Source organism: Pseudomonas sp. E6002 (assembly GCF_013385565.1).
Lineage (GTDB): Bacteria > Pseudomonadota > Gammaproteobacteria > Pseudomonadales > Pseudomonadaceae > Aquipseudomonas.
Genome location: NZ_JACAPT010000032.1, coordinates 56,514 through 74,039, shown reverse-complemented (window position 1 = coordinate 74,039; position 17,526 = coordinate 56,514). Strand labels below are relative to the sequence as shown.

Genomic DNA, 17,526 nt, shown 5'->3' with positions numbered 1-17,526 from the left:
CCTGGCAAGGGCCTTCGGATCGTCGCTCAAAGCCACCCACCTGAGCCGATTCGTGTCTGTACCGCCCACAAGGTGTGTTTGACGAGGTTGCGACTGGAACGAAGTTGTCCCGAGGGACGGAAGCTAACCAGGTAACCCGGCAACACACTGATGGATCGTACAAAGGCCCACGACGCCCGAAGACTGTTCGCAGTTCGCCCTTACCTGCTCAACTCCCCCTTGAGCCACTCGTTCATCCCGTCGCCTTCCCCGCCGAGCCTGACTTGACCGCCTAAGCTTCTGGTCAGCGAGCAGCCATAACCACGCACTGATTACGTGGCTGGCAAATGGAATTTTCCACCTAGACCTATGCGACGAGGTTTTTCCCCATGGCACTGACACGCGAACAGCAAATTGCAGCCCTTGAAAAAGACTGGGCTGAAAACCCACGCTGGAAAGGCGTGACCCGCGCTTATTCCGCTGCTGACGTCGTCCGCCTGCGTGGCTCGGTTCAACCTGAGCACACCTTTGCAAAACTCGGCGCCGAGAAGCTGTGGAAGCTGGTCACCCAGGGTGCCAAGCCGTCCTTCCGTCCCGAAAAAGATTTCGTCAACTGCATGGGCGCCCTGACTGGCGGCCAAGCGGTTCAACAGGTCAAAGCCGGTATCCAGGCGATCTACCTGTCTGGCTGGCAAGTGGCAGCGGACAACAACTCCGCTGAATCCATGTACCCCGACCAATCGCTGTACCCGGTGGACTCCGTGCCAACCGTGGTCAAGCGCATCAACAACTCGTTCCGCCGTGCCGACCAGATCCAGTGGAAAGCCGGTAAAGGCCCGGGCGATGAAGGCTACATCGACTACTTCGCACCGATCGTTGCAGACGCTGAAGCCGGTTTCGGTGGCGTACTGAACGCCTACGAGCTGATGAAGAGCATGATCGAGGCAGGCGCTGCCGGCGTTCACTTCGAAGACCAGCTGGCTTCGGTGAAGAAATGCGGCCACATGGGCGGCAAGGTACTGGTTCCAACCCAGGAAGCTGTTCAAAAGCTGACGGCTGCTCGTCTGGCTGCTGACGTTGCTGGCACTCCGACCATCATCCTGGCCCGTACCGATGCCAACGCGGCTGATTTGCTGACCTCGGATTGCGACCCGTACGACCAGCCGTTCGTGACTGGCGAACGTACCCAGGAAGGTTTCTATAAAGTGCGCGCCGGTCTCGACCAGGCGATCGCTCGTGGCCTGGCCTACGCGCCGTACGCCGACCTGATCTGGTGCGAAACCGCCAAGCCGGACCTGGACGAAGCTCGCCGCTTTGCCGAAGCCATCAAGAAGGAATACCCGGATCAACTGCTGTCCTACAACTGCTCGCCTTCCTTCAACTGGAAGAAGAACCTGGACGACGCGACCATCGCCAAGTTCCAGCGTGAACTGTCTGCCATGGGCTACAAGCACCAATTCATCACCCTGGCCGGCATTCACAACATGTGGCACAGCATGTTCAACCTGGCGCACGACTACGCCCGCAACGACATGACTGCCTACGTGAAGCTGCAGGAACAAGAGTTCGCTGATGCTGCCAAGGGTTACACCTTTGTGGCGCACCAGCAGGAAGTGGGCACCGGTTACTTCGACGACATGACCACCGTGATCCAGGGCGGCACCTCGTCCGTGACTGCGCTGACCGGTTCGACCGAAGAAGAGCAGTTCCACTAAGTACTGAGTACACGGCCACTGCGGCCCCACGGAAGACCTAACCGCAGTGCCGCACAGCAATCACGCCCCGACTGGTTCGGGGCGTTTTTTTTGCACTGATGAAACCCTGCCTGACACAACACAGATCAAAATGTGGGAGCGGGCTTGCTCGCGAATGCGGTGTATCAGTCAACAGATTCATTGGCTGACCCACTGCATTCGCGAGCAAGCCCGCTCCCACAAGGGGAATGTGTGCATTCTGAAAATTTGTGCAAAACATTGATCTAGAGCGGTATCTGCATCAACCAGATCGGTTAAAAGATCTCCGTCAGCAACTAAGCGACAATCTAGCAAGTAACGGCAACTTCCCCCGCCACACGAGAAACATTCGCTTAAACCCCACGCAAACAATATTCATTATCATTTAGAGCATGAAAACTTCTTTACCGGTTAAACAAAACACAATTCGTGAAAAGCCCGCTAATGCCCGCAGCACAAGGGCTACAGCCCCAAGAAGGTGCACTATGTCCTTATTCCATCGAATAATTTCGCTATAGGAATTTTACTTGCCCGGTGTTTAGCCATAAAATCACCGCGATTGATTGCGCTGCGACATATCGTCACTGCATCGTTACTTTTTCGAGCTCAGAGACCTTTGCTCTCTGTTAAGGATTTCCAGCATGACCGAAGCGACAGGACTCATGGCCCACAACTGGGGCTTTGCCATTTTCCTCCTCGGTGTAGTCGGCCTTTGCGCCTTCATGCTCGGCGTCTCCAGCCTCCTCGGGTCAAAAGCCTGGGGCCGCAGCAAAAACGAACCGTTCGAGTCCGGCATGCTACCTACAGGTGGCGCCCGCTTGCGGCTCTCAGCCAAATTCTATCTGGTCGCGATGCTCTTCGTGATCTTCGACATCGAAGCCCTTTTTCTCTTTGCCTGGTCTGTGTCCGTCCGCGAAAGCGGCTGGACCGGATTCGTCGAAGCCCTCGTTTTCATAGCAATTCTGTTGGCAGGCCTTGTCTACCTATTTCGAGTGGGCGCCCTTGACTGGGCTCCGGAAGCTCGTCGCAAGCGGCAAGCGAAGCTGAAACAATGAGGCTTTGGCGATGCAATACAATCTCACCAGGATCGACCCGGATGCTCCTAACGAGCAGTACCCAATCGGCGAACGGGAAACCGTTTCCGACCCGTTAGAAGACCAAGTCCACAAAAACATCTACATGGGCAAGCTGGAAGACGTGCTGAGTGGCGCGGTCAACTGGGGACGTAAAAACTCCCTGTGGCCGTACAACTTCGGTCTGTCCTGCTGCTACGTGGAAATGACCACCGCCTTCACGGCGCCCCACGACATCGCGCGCTTTGGCGCCGAAGTTATCCGGGCATCGCCGCGTCAGGCGGATTTCATGGTTATCGCCGGTACCTGCTTTATCAAGATGGCGCCGATCATTCAGCGTCTCTACGAGCAAATGCTCGAGCCAAAGTGGGTTATCTCCATGGGTTCGTGCGCCAACTCCGGTGGCATGTACGACATCTACTCCGTGGTTCAGGGGGTGGACAAGTTCCTGCCCGTGGACGTCTACGTGCCTGGCTGCCCGCCCCGCCCTGAAGCATTTCTGCAAGGCTTGATGCTGTTGCAGGAATCGATTGGCAAGGAGCGTCGCCCACTTTCCTGGGTTGTCGGAGATCAAGGCGTATACCGCGCCGAGATGCCGTCACAAAAGGAACAGCGCCGCGAACAGCGTATTCAGGTAACCAACCTGCGCAGCCCCGACGAAGTCTGATCCAGAACCGCTTCTTTTATAGAACGAAAACCTGGCTTCATTCTTTACGTTGACCGAAAGCGATAAAAAACCATGACTACAGGCAGTGCTCTGTACATCCCGCCTTATAAGGCAGACGACCAGGATGTGGTCGTCGAACTCAACAACCGTTTTGGCCCTGACGCCTTCACCGCCCAGGCCACACGCACCGGCATGCCGGTGCTGTGGGTGGCGCGTGCCAGGCTCGTCGAAGTCCTGAGCTTCCTGCGCAACCTGCCCAAGCCGTACGTCATGCTCTATGACCTGCATGGCGTGGACGAGCGCCTGCGCACCAAGCGCCAGGGGCTGCCGAGCGGCGCCGACTTCACCGTGTTCTACCACTTGATGTCGCTGGAACGTAACAGCGACGTGATGATCAAGGTGGCCCTCTCCGAGAGCGACCTGAGCGTTCCGACCGTGACCGGTATCTGGCCCAACGCCAACTGGTACGAGCGTGAAGTGTGGGACATGTTCGGCATCGATTTCCCGGGCCACCCGCACCTGTCGCGCATCATGATGCCGCCGACCTGGGAAGGTCACCCGCTGCGCAAGGACTTCCCTGCCCGCGCCACCGAATTCGATCCATTCAGCCTGACCCTCGCCAAGCAACAGCTTGAAGAAGAGGCTGCGCGCTTCCGTCCGGAAGACTGGGGCATGAAGCGCTCCGGCACCAACGAGGACTACATGTTCCTCAACCTGGGCCCGAACCACCCTTCGGCTCACGGTGCCTTCCGCATCATCCTGCAACTGGACGGCGAAGAAATCGTCGACTGCGTACCGGACATCGGCTACCACCACCGTGGTGCCGAGAAGATGGCCGAGCGTCAGTCGTGGCACAGCTTCATCCCGTACACCGACCGTATCGACTACCTCGGCGGCGTGATGAACAACCTGCCGTACGTGCTCTCGGTCGAGAAGCTGGCCGGCATCAAGGTGCCGGACAAGGTCGACACCATCCGCATCATGATGGCCGAGTTCTTCCGGATCACCAGCCACCTGCTGTTCCTGGGTACCTATATCCAGGACGTCGGCGCCATGACCCCGGTGTTCTTCACCTTCACCGACCGTCAGCGTGCGTACAAGGTCATCGAAGCCATCACCGGTTTCCGCCTGCACCCGGCCTGGTACCGCATCGGCGGCGTCGCCCACGACCTGCCGCGTGGCTGGGAACGCCTGGTCAAGGAATTCATCGACTGGATGCCCAAGCGTCTGGACGAATACCAGAAAGCCGCCCTGGACAACAGCATCCTCAAGGGCCGGACCATCGGCGTCGCCCAGTACAACACCAAAGAGGCCCTGGAATGGGGCGTCACCGGTGCTGGCCTGCGTTCCACCGGTTGCGATTTCGACCTGCGTAAAGCACGCCCGTACTCCGGCTACCAGAACTTCGAATTCGAAGTGCCGCTGGCGGCCAACGGCGATGCCTACGACCGCTGCATCGTGCGCGTCGAAGAAATGCGCCAGAGCCTGAAGATCATCGAACAGTGCATGCGCAACATGCCGGAAGGCCCGTACAAGGCGGATCACCCGCTGACCACGCCGCCGCCGAAAGAGCGCACGCTGCAACACATCGAAACCCTGATCACGCACTTCCTGCAAGTTTCGTGGGGCCCGGTGATGCCGGCCAACGAATCCTTCCAGATGATCGAAGCGACCAAGGGTATCAACAGTTATTACCTGACGAGCGATGGCGGCACCATGAGCTACCGCACCCGGATTCGTACGCCAAGCTTCCCGCACCTGCAGCAGATCCCTTCGGTGATCAAAGGTGAAATGGTCGCGGACTTGATTGCGTACCTGGGTAGTATCGATTTCGTTATGGCCGACGTGGACCGCTAAGCATGAATAGCACGCTTATCCAGACAGACCGTTTCACCTTGAGTGAAACCGAGCGCTCGGCCATCGAGCACGAGCTGCATCACTACGAAGACCCGCGCGCGGCGTCGATCGAAGCCTTGAAGATCGTCCAGAAGGAACGTGGCTGGGTGCCGGACGGCGCCCTCTACGCCATCGGCGAGATCCTCGGCATCCCCGCCAGCGACGTTGAAGGCGTGGCGACGTTCTACAGCCAGATCTTCCGCCAGCCGGTCGGCCGCCACATCATTCGCGTGTGCGACAGCATGGTCTGCTACATCGGTGGCCACGAGTCCGTGGTCAGCGAGATCCAGAGCAAGCTGGGCATCGGCCTGGGCCAAACCACTCCGGACGGGCGCTTCACGCTGCTGCCGGTGTGCTGCCTGGGCAACTGTGACAAGGCGCCGGCGTTGATGATCGACGACGACACATTCGGCGACGTGCAGCCTGCTGGCGTCACCCAATTGCTCGAGGGCTACCCATGACCCTGACTTCCTTTGGTCCTGCCAACCGCATCAAGCGGTCGGCCGAGACTCACCCGCTGACCTGGCGCCTGCGTGACGACGGCGAGCCTGTATGGCTTGACGAGTACCAGGCCAAGAACGGTTACGCGGCCGCGCGCAAAGCCTTTGCCGACATGGCCCAGGACGACATCGTCCAGACCGTGAAAGACGCAGGCCTTAAGGGCCGCGGCGGTGCAGGCTTCCCCACGGGTGTCAAGTGGGGCCTGATGCCCAAAGACGAATCCATCAACATCCGCTACCTGCTGTGCAACGCGGATGAAATGGAGCCGAACACCTGGAAAGACCGCATGCTGATGGAGCAACTGCCCCATCTGCTGATCGAAGGCATGCTGATCAGTGCCCGCGCGCTGAAAACCTACCGTGGCTACATCTTCCTGCGTGGCGAATACACCACCGCCGCCAAGCACCTGAACCGTGCCGTGGAAGAAGCCAAGGCCGCTGGCCTGTTGGGCAAGAACATCCTTGGTTCGGGTTTCGACTTCGAACTGTTCGTGCACACCGGCGCCGGGCGTTATATCTGCGGTGAAGAAACCGCACTGATCAACTCCCTCGAAGGCCGCCGCGCCAACCCGCGTTCCAAGCCGCCCTTCCCTGCCGCCGTGGGCGTGTGGGGCAAGCCGACCTGCGTGAACAACGTTGAAACCCTGTGCAACGTGCCGGCAATCATCGGCGACGGCGTGGAGTGGTACAAATCGTTGGCCCGCGAAGGCAGCGAAGACATGGGCACCAAGCTCATGGGCTTCTCCGGCAAGGTCAAGAACCCGGGCCTGTGGGAACTGCCTTTCGGCGTGACCGCACGCGAGCTGTTCGAGGACTACGCCGGCGGCATGCGCGATGGCTACACCCTCAAGGCCTGGCAGCCAGGCGGCGCCGGTACCGGCTTCCTGTTGCCAGAACACCTGGACGCGCAAATGTACGCCGGCGGCATCGGCAAGGTGGGCACCCGTATGGGTACCGGCCTGGCCATGGCCGTGGACAACACCGTGAACATGGTGTCGTTGCTGCGCAACATGGAGCAGTTCTTCTCCCGCGAATCCTGTGGCTTCTGCACCCCGTGCCGCGACGGTTTGCCATGGAGCGTCAAGCTGCTGATGGCCCTGGAAAACGGCGAAGGCCGCGAGGGCGACATCGAGACCCTGCTGGGTCTGGTCGGTTTCCTCGGCCCAGGCAAGACCTTCTGTGCTCACGCACCGGGCGCCGTGGAGCCATTGGGCAGCGCGATCAAATACTTCCGCTCGGAGTTCGAAGCCGGCATCGCGCCTACCAGCGCCGCCGTCCCGCCTCTGGCAAGGCCGATCGTAGTCGGCGCGTAACGCTTAAAAAGGCGAAGGGTCCGTGCCCTTCGCTTTCTCATGTGCTGACGCCTTCAAGGCTGTGTTGATGCACATGAATAACAAGATTCCATTAGCCACGCCCGCTGACACCGGGCCAACGAAGAACTTTGAACCATGGCCACTATCCACGTAGACGGCAAAGAGCTCGAAGTCGATGGGGCAGACAACCTGTTACAGGCGTGTCTGTCGCTAGGCCTCGACATTCCATATTTCTGCTGGCACCCCGCCCTTGGCAGCGTTGGCGCTTGCCGCCAGTGCGCGGTCAAGCAGTACACCGACGAGAACGACACCCGTGGTCGTATCGTGATGTCCTGCATGACCCCTGCCACCGACGGCAGCTGGATCTCCATCGAAGACGAAGAAGCGAAAGTGTTTCGCGCCAGCGTCGTCGAATGGCTGATGACCAACCACCCGCACGACTGCCCTGTGTGTGAGGAAGGCGGCCACTGCCACCTGCAAGACATGACCGTGATGACCGGCCACAACGAGCGCCGGTATCGCTTCACCAAGCGTACTCACCAGAACCAGCAACTGGGCCCGTTCATCTCCCACGAGATGAACCGCTGCATCGCTTGCTACCGCTGCGTGCGCTTCTATAAGGACTACGCCGGCGGTACCGACCTCGGTGTGTTTGGCGCCCACGACAACGTGTACTTCGGTCGCGTTGAAGACGGCACCCTGGAAAGTGAATTCTCCGGCAACCTCACCGAGGTCTGCCCGACCGGTGTGTTCACCGACAAGACTCACTCCGAGCGCTACAACCGCAAGTGGGACATGCAGTTCTCGCCGAGCATCTGCCATGGCTGCTCCAGCGGTTGCAACATCTCCCCGGGTGAGCGCTACGGCGAACTGCGTCGGATCGAAAACCGCTTCAACGGTTCGGTCAACCAGTACTTCCTGTGCGACCGTGGCCGTTTCGGCTATGGCTACGTCAACCGCGAAGACCGCCCACGTCAGCCACTGCTGGCCGACGGCGCCAAGTTGAGCCTCGACGAAGCACTGGATAAAGCCGCTGACCTGCTGCGCGGTCGCAACATCGTCGGTATCGGTTCGCCCCGCGCCAGCCTCGAAAGCAACTACGCGTTGCGCGAGCTGGTAGGCGCCGAACACTTCTACTCGGGTATCGAAGCCGGTGAACTGGAGCGCATCCGCCTGGTGCTGCAAGTCTTGAACGACAGCCCGCTGCCGGTTCCGAACATGCGCGACATCGAAGACCATGACGCGATCTTCGTCCTCGGTGAAGACCTGACCCAGACCGCTGCCCGTGTCGCCCTGTCCCTGCGCCAGTCGGTAAAAGGCAAGGCCGAAGACATGGCCGACGCCATGCGCGTCCAGCCTTGGCTCGACGCTGCGGTGAAAAACATCGGCCAGCACGCGCTGAACCCGCTGTTTATCGCCAGCCTGACCGCCACCAAGCTCGACGACATCGCAGAAGAATGCGTACACGCCGCGCCTGACGACCTGGCCCGCATCGGTTTCGCCGTGGCCCACGCCCTCGACGCCAGTGCGCCTGCCGTAGAAGGCCTGGACGCTGAAGCCGCTGAACTGGCCAAGCGTATCGCCGACGCCCTGCTGGCCGCCAAGCGTCCTCTGATCATTGCCGGTACCTCGTTGGGTTCCAAGGCGCTGATCGAAGCCGCTGCCAACATTGCCAAAGCCTTGAAGCTGCGCGAGAAGAACGGTTCCATCAGCCTGATCGTGCCGGAAGCCAACAGCCTTGGCCTGGCCATGCTCGGTGGCGAGTCCCTGGACGCCGCCCTGCAAGCCGTGACCGACGGCAGCGCCGATGCGATCGTGGTACTGGAAAACGACCTGTACACCCGCACTGATTCGGCCAAGGTCGACGCAGCGCTGAACGCGGCCAAAGTGGTGATCGTTGCCGACCACCAGAAAACCGCCACCAGCGACCGTGCCCACCTGGTACTGCCCGCCGCCAGCTTTGCTGAAGGCGACGGTACCCTGGTCAGCCAGGAAGGCCGCGCCCAGCGCTTCTTCCAGGTATTCGATCCGAAGTACATGGACGCCAGCATCCTGGTTCACGAAGGCTGGCGCTGGCTGCATGCCCTGCGCGCTACCCTGCTGAACCAGCCGATCGACTGGACCCAGCTCGACCACGTGACTGCCGCCACAGCCGCAGCCGCACCGCAACTGGCACGCATCGTCGACGCTGCACCGTCCGCCGCGTTCCGCATCAAGGGCATGAAACTCGCCCGTGAACCGTTGCGTTACTCCGGCCGTACCGCCATGCGGGCTGACATCAGCGTGCATGAGCCACGTACACCGCAAGACAACGACACCGCGTTTGCCTTCTCCATGGAAGGTTACTCGGGTTCGGTCGAGCCACGTCAGCAGGTGCCTTTCGCCTGGTCGCCGGGCTGGAACTCGCCGCAGGCCTGGAACAAGTTCCAGGACGAAGTCGGTGGCCACATCCGTGCCGGCGACCCGGGCACCCGCCTGATCGAAAGCACCGGTGACTCGCTGAACTGGTTCGCCAGCGTTCCGCGTCCGTTCAACCCGGCCCAGGGTACCTGGCAGGTTGTGCCGTTCTTCCACCTGTTCGGCAGCGAAGAGACTTCTTCCAAAGCCGCGCCGGTACAAGAGCGCATTCCAGCCGCCTACGTGTCCGTAGCCAAGTCCGAAGCCGACCGCCTGGGCGTCAACGACGGTGCCCTGCTCAGCGTGAACGTCGCCGGCAAGACCCTGCGTCTGCCGCTGCGCATCGACGAAGAGTTGGGTGCTGGCCTGGTTGCATTGCCAAAAGGCCTCGCGGGGATTCCTCCGGCGATCTTCGGCCTTACCGTTGACGGTCTGCAGGAGGCAGCTCAATGACCTGGTTCACCCCTGAAGTGATCGACGTGATCATCGCGGTGGTCAAGGCCATCGTGATCCTGTTGGCCGTGGTCGTGGCGGGCGCCCTGCTCAGCTTCGTCGAACGTCGCCTGCTGGGCTGGTGGCAGGACCGTTACGGTCCGAACCGCGTTGGCCCGTTTGGTATGTTCCAGATCGCCGCCGACATGCTGAAAATGTTCTTCAAGGAAGACTGGACCCCGCCGTTTGCCGACAAGGTGATCTTCACCCTGGCACCGGTCGTGGCCATGAGCGCCTTGCTGATTGCCTTCGCAATCATCCCGATCACCCCGACCTGGGGCGTGGCGGACCTGAACATCGGCTTGCTGTTCTTCTTCGCCATGGCCGGCTTGTCGGTCTACGCGGTGCTGTTCGCCGGTTGGTCGAGCAACAACAAGTTCGCCCTGCTGGGCAGCTTGCGGGCCTCGGCCCAGACCGTGTCCTACGAAGTGTTCATGGGCCTCGCGCTGATGGGCATCGTGGTGCAGGTGGGCTCGTTCAACATGCGCGACATTGTCGAGTACCAGGCGCAGAACCTGTGGTTCATCATTCCGCAGTTCTTCGGCTTCTGTACGTTCTTCATCGCTGGCGTCGCCGTGACTCACCGTCACCCGTTCGACCAGCCGGAAGCGGAACAGGAACTGGCCGACGGTTACCACATCGAATACGCCGGCATGAAATGGGGCATGTTCTTCGTTGGTGAATACATCGGCATCATCTTGATCTCGGCCCTGCTGGTCACGCTGTTCTTCGGCGGCTGGCACGGTCCGTTCGGCATCCTGCCGCAGCTGGCGTTCTTCTGGTTCTTCCTGAAGACCGCGTTCTTCATCATGCTGTTCATCCTGCTGCGCGCTTCCATCCCGCGTCCACGGTATGACCAGGTGATGGATTTCAGCTGGCGATTCTGCCTGCCGCTGACCCTGATCAATTTGCTGGTGACTGCTGCCGTTGTGTTGTTGAACACGCCAGCGGGCGCGGTTCAGTGAGGATTTGACCCATGTTCAAATATATTGGCGACATCGTTAAGGGTACCGGTACCCAGTTGCGAAGCCTGGTGATGGTGTTCGGTCACGGCTTTCGCAAACGCGACACCCTGCAATACCCGGAAGAAGCGGTGTACCTGCCGCCGCGTTATCGCGGCCGCATTGTCCTGACCCGCGACCCCGACGGCGAAGAGCGCTGCGTGGCCTGCAACCTGTGCGCCGTGGCGTGCCCGGTGGGTTGCATCTCGCTGCAGAAAGCTGAAACCGAAGACGGTCGCTGGTACCCGGACTTCTTCCGCATCAACTTCTCGCGCTGCATTTTCTGCGGCCTCTGCGAGGAAGCTTGCCCGACCACCGCGATCCAGCTGACACCGGATTTCGAGATGGCCGAGTTCAAACGTCAGGACCTGGTGTACGAGAAAGAAGATCTGCTGATCTCTGGTCCCGGTAAAAACCCTGATTACAACTTCTATCGTGTTGCAGGTATGGCCGTTGCCGGTAAGCCGAAAGGCGCCGCACAAAACGAAGCCGAGCCGATCAACGTGAAGAGCTTGCTGCCTTAAGGAAGAAAGATGGAATTCGCTTTCTATTTCGCATCGGGTATTGCAGTGGTGTCCACGCTTCGCGTGATCACCAACACTAACCCTGTGCACGCCCTGCTCTACCTGATCATTTCGCTGATCGCCGTGGCCATGACCTTCTTCAGCCTCGGCGCACCGTTCGCCGGTGTACTGGAAGTGATCGCCTACGCCGGCGCCATCATGGTGCTGTTCGTGTTTGTGGTGATGATGCTCAACCTGGGGCCGGCGTCTGTCGCCCAGGAACGCGTCTGGCTCAAGCCCGGCATCTGGCTCGGCCCGGTGATCCTCGCAGCCCTGCTGCTGGGTGAACTGCTGTATGTGCTGTTCGCTCACCAGAGCGGCCAGGCCATCGGCCACACCACCGTAGACGCGAAAGCCGTGGGCATCAGCCTGTTCGGCCCGTACCTGCTGGTGGTCGAACTGGCTTCGATGCTGCTGCTCGCTGCAGCCATCACCGCCTTCCACTTGGGCCGCAACGAAGCCAAGGAGCAATGACGATGCCTGCTATCCCTTTGGAGCATGGTCTGGCGGTCGCCGGCATCCTGTTCTGCCTTGGCCTGGTCGGCCTGATGGTTCGCCGCAACATTCTGTTCGTGTTGATGAGCCTGGAAATCATGATGAACGCCGCGGCACTCGCGTTCATCGTGGCCGGTAGCCGTTGGGGCCAGCCGGATGGACAAGTGATGTTCATCCTGGTGATCAGCCTGGCAGCCGCCGAGGCCAGTATCGGCCTGGCGATCCTGCTGCAACTGTATCGTCGCTTCCACACGCTTGATATCGACGCTGCCAGTGAGATGCGCGGATGAACATGATCTTTCTGACTTTCGTATTTCCCCTGATCGGTTTCCTGCTGCTGTCGTTCTCCCGTGGACGCTGGTCGGAAAACCTCTCGGCCCTGGTCGGCGTGGGTTCCATTGGCCTGTCGGCGATTGTCGCCGCCTACGTCATCTGGCAATTCAACGTCGCACCGCCTGAAGGCGGTCACTACACCCTGGTGTTGTGGCAGTGGATGTCGGTGGAGGGCTTCAAGCCCAACTTCGCCCTCTACGTCGACGGCCTGTCGATCACCATGCTCGGCGTGGTGGTGGGTGTGGGCTTCCTGATCCACCTGTTCGCGTCCTGGTACATGCGCGGTGAAGCCGGTTACTCGCGCTTCTTCGCCTACACCAACCTGTTTATCGCCAGCATGCTGTTCCTGGTGCTGGGCGATAACCTGTTGTTCCTGTACTTCGGCTGGGAAGGCGTGGGCCTGTGCTCGTACCTGTTGATCGGTTTCTACTACAGCAACCGCAACAACGGTAACGCCGCACTCAAAGCCTTTATCGTGACCCGGATCGGTGACGTGTTCATGGCCATCGGCCTGTTCATCCTGTTCCAACAGGTGGGCACGCTGAACATCCAGGAACTGCTGGTGCTGGCACCGCAGAAATTCCAGGTCGGCGACTTCTGGATCACCCTGGCGACCCTGATGCTGCTGGGTGGCGCGGTCGGTAAATCCGCACAACTGCCGCTGCAAACCTGGCTGGCGGATGCGATGGCCGGCCCTACCCCGGTTTCGGCACTGATCCACGCCGCGACCATGGTAACCGCCGGTGTCTACCTGATTGCCCGTACCCACGGCCTGTTCACCCTGGCACCGGAGATTCTGCACCTGGTGGGCCTGGTGGGTGGCGTGACCCTGGTACTGGCAGGTTTTGCTGCCCTGGTTCAGACCGACATCAAGCGTATCCTCGCCTACTCGACCATGAGCCAGATCGGCTACATGTTCCTGGCCCTGGGCGTTGGCGCCTGGGACGGCGCGATCTTCCACCTGATGACCCACGCCTTCTTCAAGGCCCTGCTGTTCCTTGCTTCCGGTGCGGTGATCGTTGCCTGCCACCACGAGCAGAACATCTTCAAAATGGGCGGCCTGTGGAAGAAACTGCCGTTGGCCTACGCCAGCTTCATCGTCGGCGGCGCGGCCTTGTCGGCCCTGCCACTGGTGACCGCAGGTTTCTACTCGAAAGACGAAATCCTCTGGGAAGCCTTTGCCAGCGGTAACCACGGCCTGCTGTACGCCGGCCTGGTAGGTGCGTTCATGACCTCGCTGTACACCTTCCGCCTGATCTTCATCACGTTCCACGGTGAAGCCAAGACTGAAGCCCACGCAGGCCATGGCATTTCCCACTGGCTGCCACTGTCGGTGCTGATCATCCTGTCGACCTTCGTCGGCGCCATGATCACCCCGCCACTGGCCGGTGTTCTGCCGGAAAGCGCCGGCCATGCCGGTGGTGCAGCCAAGCACAGCCTGGAAATCGCCTCGGGCGCCATCGCCATCGCGGGTATCCTGCTGGCGGCCCTGCTGTTCCTCGGCAAGCGCCGCTTCGTCACTGCCATCGCCAACAGTGGCATTGGCCGCTTCCTTTCGGCCTGGTGGTTCGCTGCCTGGGGCTTCGACTGGATCTACGACAAACTGTTCGTCAAGCCGTACCTTGCGATCAGCCACGTGCTGCGCAAAGACCCGCTCGACCAGACCATCGGTTTGATCCCGCGTGCCGCCAAGGCCGGTCACACCGCCCTGAGCCGCAGCGAGACCGGCCAATTGCGCTGGTATGCAGCTTCCATGGCGGCCGGTGCCGTCCTGGTAATCGGCGCCATCATCGTGGTCGCGGTCTGACTATGCACATTGCGAACTTTGCGAACTTGCGAAAGGAAACGAGCCCGTCATGATTCTGCCCTGGCTAATCCTGATCCCCTTTATCGGCGGCCTGCTCTGCTGGATGGGTGAACGCTTCGGCGCCACCCTCCCCCGCTGGATTGCGTTGCTGACCATGTCCCTGGAACTCGCGCTCGGCCTCTGGCTGTGGGCCCACGGTGACTATTCATTTGCTCCGGCACCGGGTGTCGATCCCACCTTCGCGCTTGAATTCAAGCACGTGTGGATCCAGCGCTTCGGCATCAACGTGCACCTGGCCCTCGACGGCCTGTCGCTGTTGATGATCCTGCTGACCGGCCTGCTGGGTATCCTCTCGGTACTCTGCTCCTGGAAAGAGATCCAGCGTCACGTGGGCTTCTTCCACCTGAACCTGATGTGGATCCTGGGCGGCGTTGTCGGCGTGTTCCTCGCCCTCGACCTGTTCATGTTCTTCTTCTTCTGGGAAATGATGCTGGTGCCGATGTACTTCCTCATCGCGCTCTGGGGTCACAGTTCTTCGGACGGCAAGAAAACCCGGATCTACGCGGCGACCAAGTTCTTCATCTTCACCCAGGCTTCCGGCCTGATCATGTTGGTGGCGATCCTGGGCCTGGTACTGGTCAACTTCAACAGCACGGGCGTGATCACGTTCAACTACGCCGACCTGTTGAAAACCAAGATGTCCCTGACCACCGAGTACATCCTGATGCTGGGCTTCTTCATCGCGTTCGCGGTGAAGCTGCCGGTGGTGCCGTTCCACTCCTGGTTGCCTGACGCTCACGCCCAGGCGCCGACTGCGGGTTCCGTCGACCTGGCCGGTATCCTGTTGAAGACGGCGGCCTACGGCCTGCTGCGTTTTGCCCTGCCGCTGTTCCCGAATGCCTCGGCCGAGTTCGCGCCGATCGCCATGACCCTCGGTCTGATCGGGATCTTCTACGGTGCGTTCCTGGCCTTCGCCCAAACCGACATCAAGCGTCTGATTGCCTTCTCGTCCGTTTCCCACATGGGCTTCGTACTGATCGGCATCTACTCCGGCAGCCAACTGGCGCTGCAAGGCGCCGTGATCCAGATGCTGGCTCACGGTGTGTCGGCAGCGGCACTGTTTATCCTCAGCGGCCAACTGTACGAGCGCCTGCACACTCGTGACATGCGCGAGATGGGTGGCGTGTGGTCACGTATCGCCTACCTGCCGGCCATCAGCCTGTTCTTCGCCGCCGCATCCCTGGGCTTGCCGGGTACCGGCAACTTCATCGGCGAGTTCCTGATCCTGATGGGTGCCTTCGTGCATACGCCGTGGGTCAGTGCGATCGCTACGTCTGGCCTGGTGTTCGGTTCGGTCTACTCGCTGATCATGATCCACCGCGCATACTTCGGTCCGGCCAAGTCCGACACCGTGTTGCACGGCATGGACGGTCGCGAACTGATCATGGTGCTCGGCCTTGCGGTACTGCTGGTGTTTATCGGCGTGTACCCGCAACCGTTCCTGGATACTTCTGCCGCAACGATGCATGGCGTGCAGCAGTGGTTCGGCACCGCCTTCTCTCAACTCGCTTCGGCCCGGTAAGAGCGCTATGGAATTCACGATCCAACACTTTATCGCGCTTGCGCCGCTGCTGATCACCAGCCTCACCATCGTGGTGGTGATGCTGGCGATCGCCTGGCGCCGCAATCACTCGCAAACGTTCCTGCTGTCCTGTGCGGGCTTGAACCTGGCCCTGCTGTCGATTATCCCGGCACTCAAGGTCGCGCCACTGGCCGTGACCCCGCTGATGATGGTCGATGACTTCGCGCTGCTGTATATCGCGCTGATCCTGGTTGCCACCCTGGCCTGCGTCACGCTCGCCCACGCCTACCTCGGCGAAGGCGGCACCGGCTACCCGGGCAACCGCGAAGAGCTGTACCTGCTGATCCTGCTGGCTGCGGCCGGTGGTATCGTGCTGGTCAGCGCGCAGCACCTGGCCGGCTTGTTCATCGGCCTGGAACTGCTGTCGATCCCGGTCTACGGCCTGGTGGCGTATGCCTTCTTCAACAAGCGCTCCCTGGAAGCCGGCATCAAGTACATGGTGCTGTCGGCAGCCGGTTCGGCGTTCCTGTTGTTCGGTATGGCCCTGCTCTACGCAGAAGCCGGCAGTCTGAGCTTCAGCGGTATCGGTCACGCCCTGGCAGCCTCCGGCAGCCCTGCGCCAATCGCCCAACTGGGCCTGGCCATGATGCTGATCGGCCTGGCGTTCAAGCTGTCGCTGGTGCCGTTCCACCTGTGGACCCCGGACGTGTACGAAGGCGCCCCGGCGCCGGTGGCTGCTTTCCTGGCTACCGCGTCGAAAGTCGCCGTGTTTGCCGTGATGGTGCGTCTGTTCCAGATCTCCCCTGCGGCCAACACCGGTGTACTCAGCAACGTGCTGACCATCATCGCCATCGCCTCGATCCTGTTCGGTAACCTGCTGGCGCTGACCCAGAACAACCTCAAGCGTCTGCTGGGTTATTCGTCCATCGCGCACTTCGGTTACCTGCTGATCGCCCTGGTGGCGAGCAAGGGCCTGGCGATGGAAGCCATCGGCGTGTACCTGGTCACCTACGTGATCACAAGCCTGGGTGCATTCGGTGTGATCACGCTGATGTCCTCGCCTTACAAAGGCCGCGACGCCGACGCCCTGTACGAATACCGCGGCCTGTTCTGGCGCCGTCCGTACCTGACCGCCGTACTGACCGTGATGATGCTGTCCCTGGCGGGTATCCCGCTGACTGCGGGCTTCATCGGCAAGTTCTACATCGTGGCCACCGGTGTTGAAGCGCACGAATGGTGGTTGGTTGCGTCCCTGGTACTGGGCAGCGCCATCGGCGTTTTCTACTACCTGCGCGTGATGGTGACCTTGTACCTGATCGAGCCAAACCTGCGCCGTGTGGACGCCGAGTTGCACTGGGAACAGAAAGCAGGCGGCGTGATGCTGCTGGCAATCGCCCTGCTGGCGTTCTTCCTGGGTGTGTACCCACAACCGTTGCTCACCCTGGTGCAGCATGCGGTGATGGCGGGTTGATCGCTTAGTTAAACGCAGCAAGCAAAACGGCGCCTTCGGGCGCCGTTTTGCGTTTCTGGCGTATTAATTTGTTGTCTGACACACAAAGGGAATTTTCCTCGTCGAGATGCCTCCCCTTCCGGCATCACCCTGCCTGGGTCGCTCGTATCGTGGTTGCGTTTTAGGAAACATCCCACAGCAGGGTCACTTGACCCACCGCAGATGGGCCACCAAACTATACGCAG

Annotated in this window: 14 protein-coding genes; all 14 read left to right on the top strand. The window is 60.6% G+C overall.

The window, feature by feature from the left end; all coding sequences use genetic code 11:
- Nucleotides 1–368 precede the first annotated feature (368 nt).
- The 14 genes from aceA to nuoN all read left to right on the top strand — a co-directional run bounded on the left by aceA (nt 369) and on the right by nuoN (nt 17,302).
- Nucleotides 369–1,694 carry an isocitrate lyase gene (gene aceA, locus HX815_RS25455; RefSeq protein ID WP_003219577.1) on the top strand — a complete coding sequence of 442 codons (1,326 nt, stop codon included), beginning with the start codon at nt 369–371 and terminating at the stop codon, nt 1,692–1,694.
- A 659-nt stretch (nt 1,695–2,353) separates the two neighbouring features.
- A complete protein-coding gene (locus HX815_RS25450) occupies nt 2,354–2,767 on the top strand; it encodes an NADH-quinone oxidoreductase subunit A (protein ID WP_003219575.1) in 414 nt (137 codons plus the stop codon).
- A gap of 10 nt (nt 2,768–2,777) precedes the next feature.
- Complete coding sequence (locus HX815_RS25445; RefSeq protein ID WP_003219572.1) at nt 2,778–3,452, top strand: NADH-quinone oxidoreductase subunit B family protein; 675 nt, start codon at nt 2,778–2,780, stop codon at nt 3,450–3,452.
- A 72-nt stretch (nt 3,453–3,524) separates the two neighbouring features.
- Entirely contained in the window at nt 3,525–5,309 is a 1,785-nt protein-coding gene (gene nuoC / locus HX815_RS25440; RefSeq protein WP_003219570.1) for an NADH-quinone oxidoreductase subunit C/D, read from the top strand.
- 2 nt (nt 5,310–5,311) lie between these two features.
- Nucleotides 5,312–5,809 (top strand): NADH-quinone oxidoreductase subunit NuoE, encoded by a 498-nt coding sequence (gene nuoE / locus HX815_RS25435; RefSeq protein WP_003219568.1) that lies wholly within the window; start codon nt 5,312–5,314, stop codon nt 5,807–5,809.
- A complete protein-coding gene (nuoF, locus tag HX815_RS25430) occupies nt 5,806–7,161 on the top strand; it encodes an NADH-quinone oxidoreductase subunit NuoF (RefSeq protein ID WP_003219566.1) in 1,356 nt (451 codons plus the stop codon). Before nuoE ends, nuoF begins: the two co-directional genes overlap by 4 nt.
- Before the next feature lie 135 nt (nt 7,162–7,296).
- On the top strand, nt 7,297–10,011 hold the full coding sequence (nuoG, locus tag HX815_RS25425; protein WP_177009162.1) for an NADH-quinone oxidoreductase subunit NuoG: 2,715 nt from the start codon (nt 7,297–7,299) through the stop codon (nt 10,009–10,011).
- Nucleotides 10,008–11,015, top strand: a complete 1,008-nt coding sequence (gene nuoH / locus HX815_RS25420; protein WP_003219563.1) for an NADH-quinone oxidoreductase subunit NuoH — start codon at nt 10,008–10,010, stop codon at nt 11,013–11,015. Before nuoG ends, nuoH begins: the two co-directional genes overlap by 4 nt.
- 11 nt (nt 11,016–11,026) lie before the next feature.
- Entirely contained in the window at nt 11,027–11,575 is a 549-nt protein-coding gene (gene nuoI, locus HX815_RS25415; RefSeq protein WP_003174725.1) for an NADH-quinone oxidoreductase subunit NuoI, read from the top strand.
- 9 nt (nt 11,576–11,584) lie between these two features.
- The gene (gene nuoJ, locus HX815_RS25410) at nt 11,585–12,088 is read left to right on the top strand and encodes an NADH-quinone oxidoreductase subunit J (RefSeq protein WP_003219561.1); all 504 of its coding nucleotides are present in this window, start codon (nt 11,585–11,587) and stop codon (nt 12,086–12,088) included.
- 2 nt (nt 12,089–12,090) lie between these two features.
- Nucleotides 12,091–12,399, top strand: a complete 309-nt coding sequence (nuoK, locus tag HX815_RS25405) for an NADH-quinone oxidoreductase subunit NuoK (protein WP_003219560.1) — start codon at nt 12,091–12,093, stop codon at nt 12,397–12,399.
- Nucleotides 12,396–14,249: an NADH-quinone oxidoreductase subunit L gene (nuoL, locus tag HX815_RS25400; protein ID WP_003219559.1), complete on the top strand. Its 1,854-nt coding sequence runs from the start codon at nt 12,396–12,398 to the stop codon at nt 14,247–14,249. Before nuoK ends, nuoL begins: the two co-directional genes overlap by 4 nt.
- Before the next feature lie 49 nt (nt 14,250–14,298).
- Entirely contained in the window at nt 14,299–15,831 is a 1,533-nt protein-coding gene (nuoM, locus tag HX815_RS25395) for an NADH-quinone oxidoreductase subunit M (protein ID WP_003219558.1), read from the top strand.
- A 7-nt stretch (nt 15,832–15,838) separates the two neighbouring features.
- On the top strand, nt 15,839–17,302 hold the full coding sequence (nuoN, locus tag HX815_RS25390; protein WP_003219557.1) for an NADH-quinone oxidoreductase subunit NuoN: 1,464 nt from the start codon (nt 15,839–15,841) through the stop codon (nt 17,300–17,302).
- Nucleotides 17,303–17,526 lie beyond the last annotated feature (224 nt).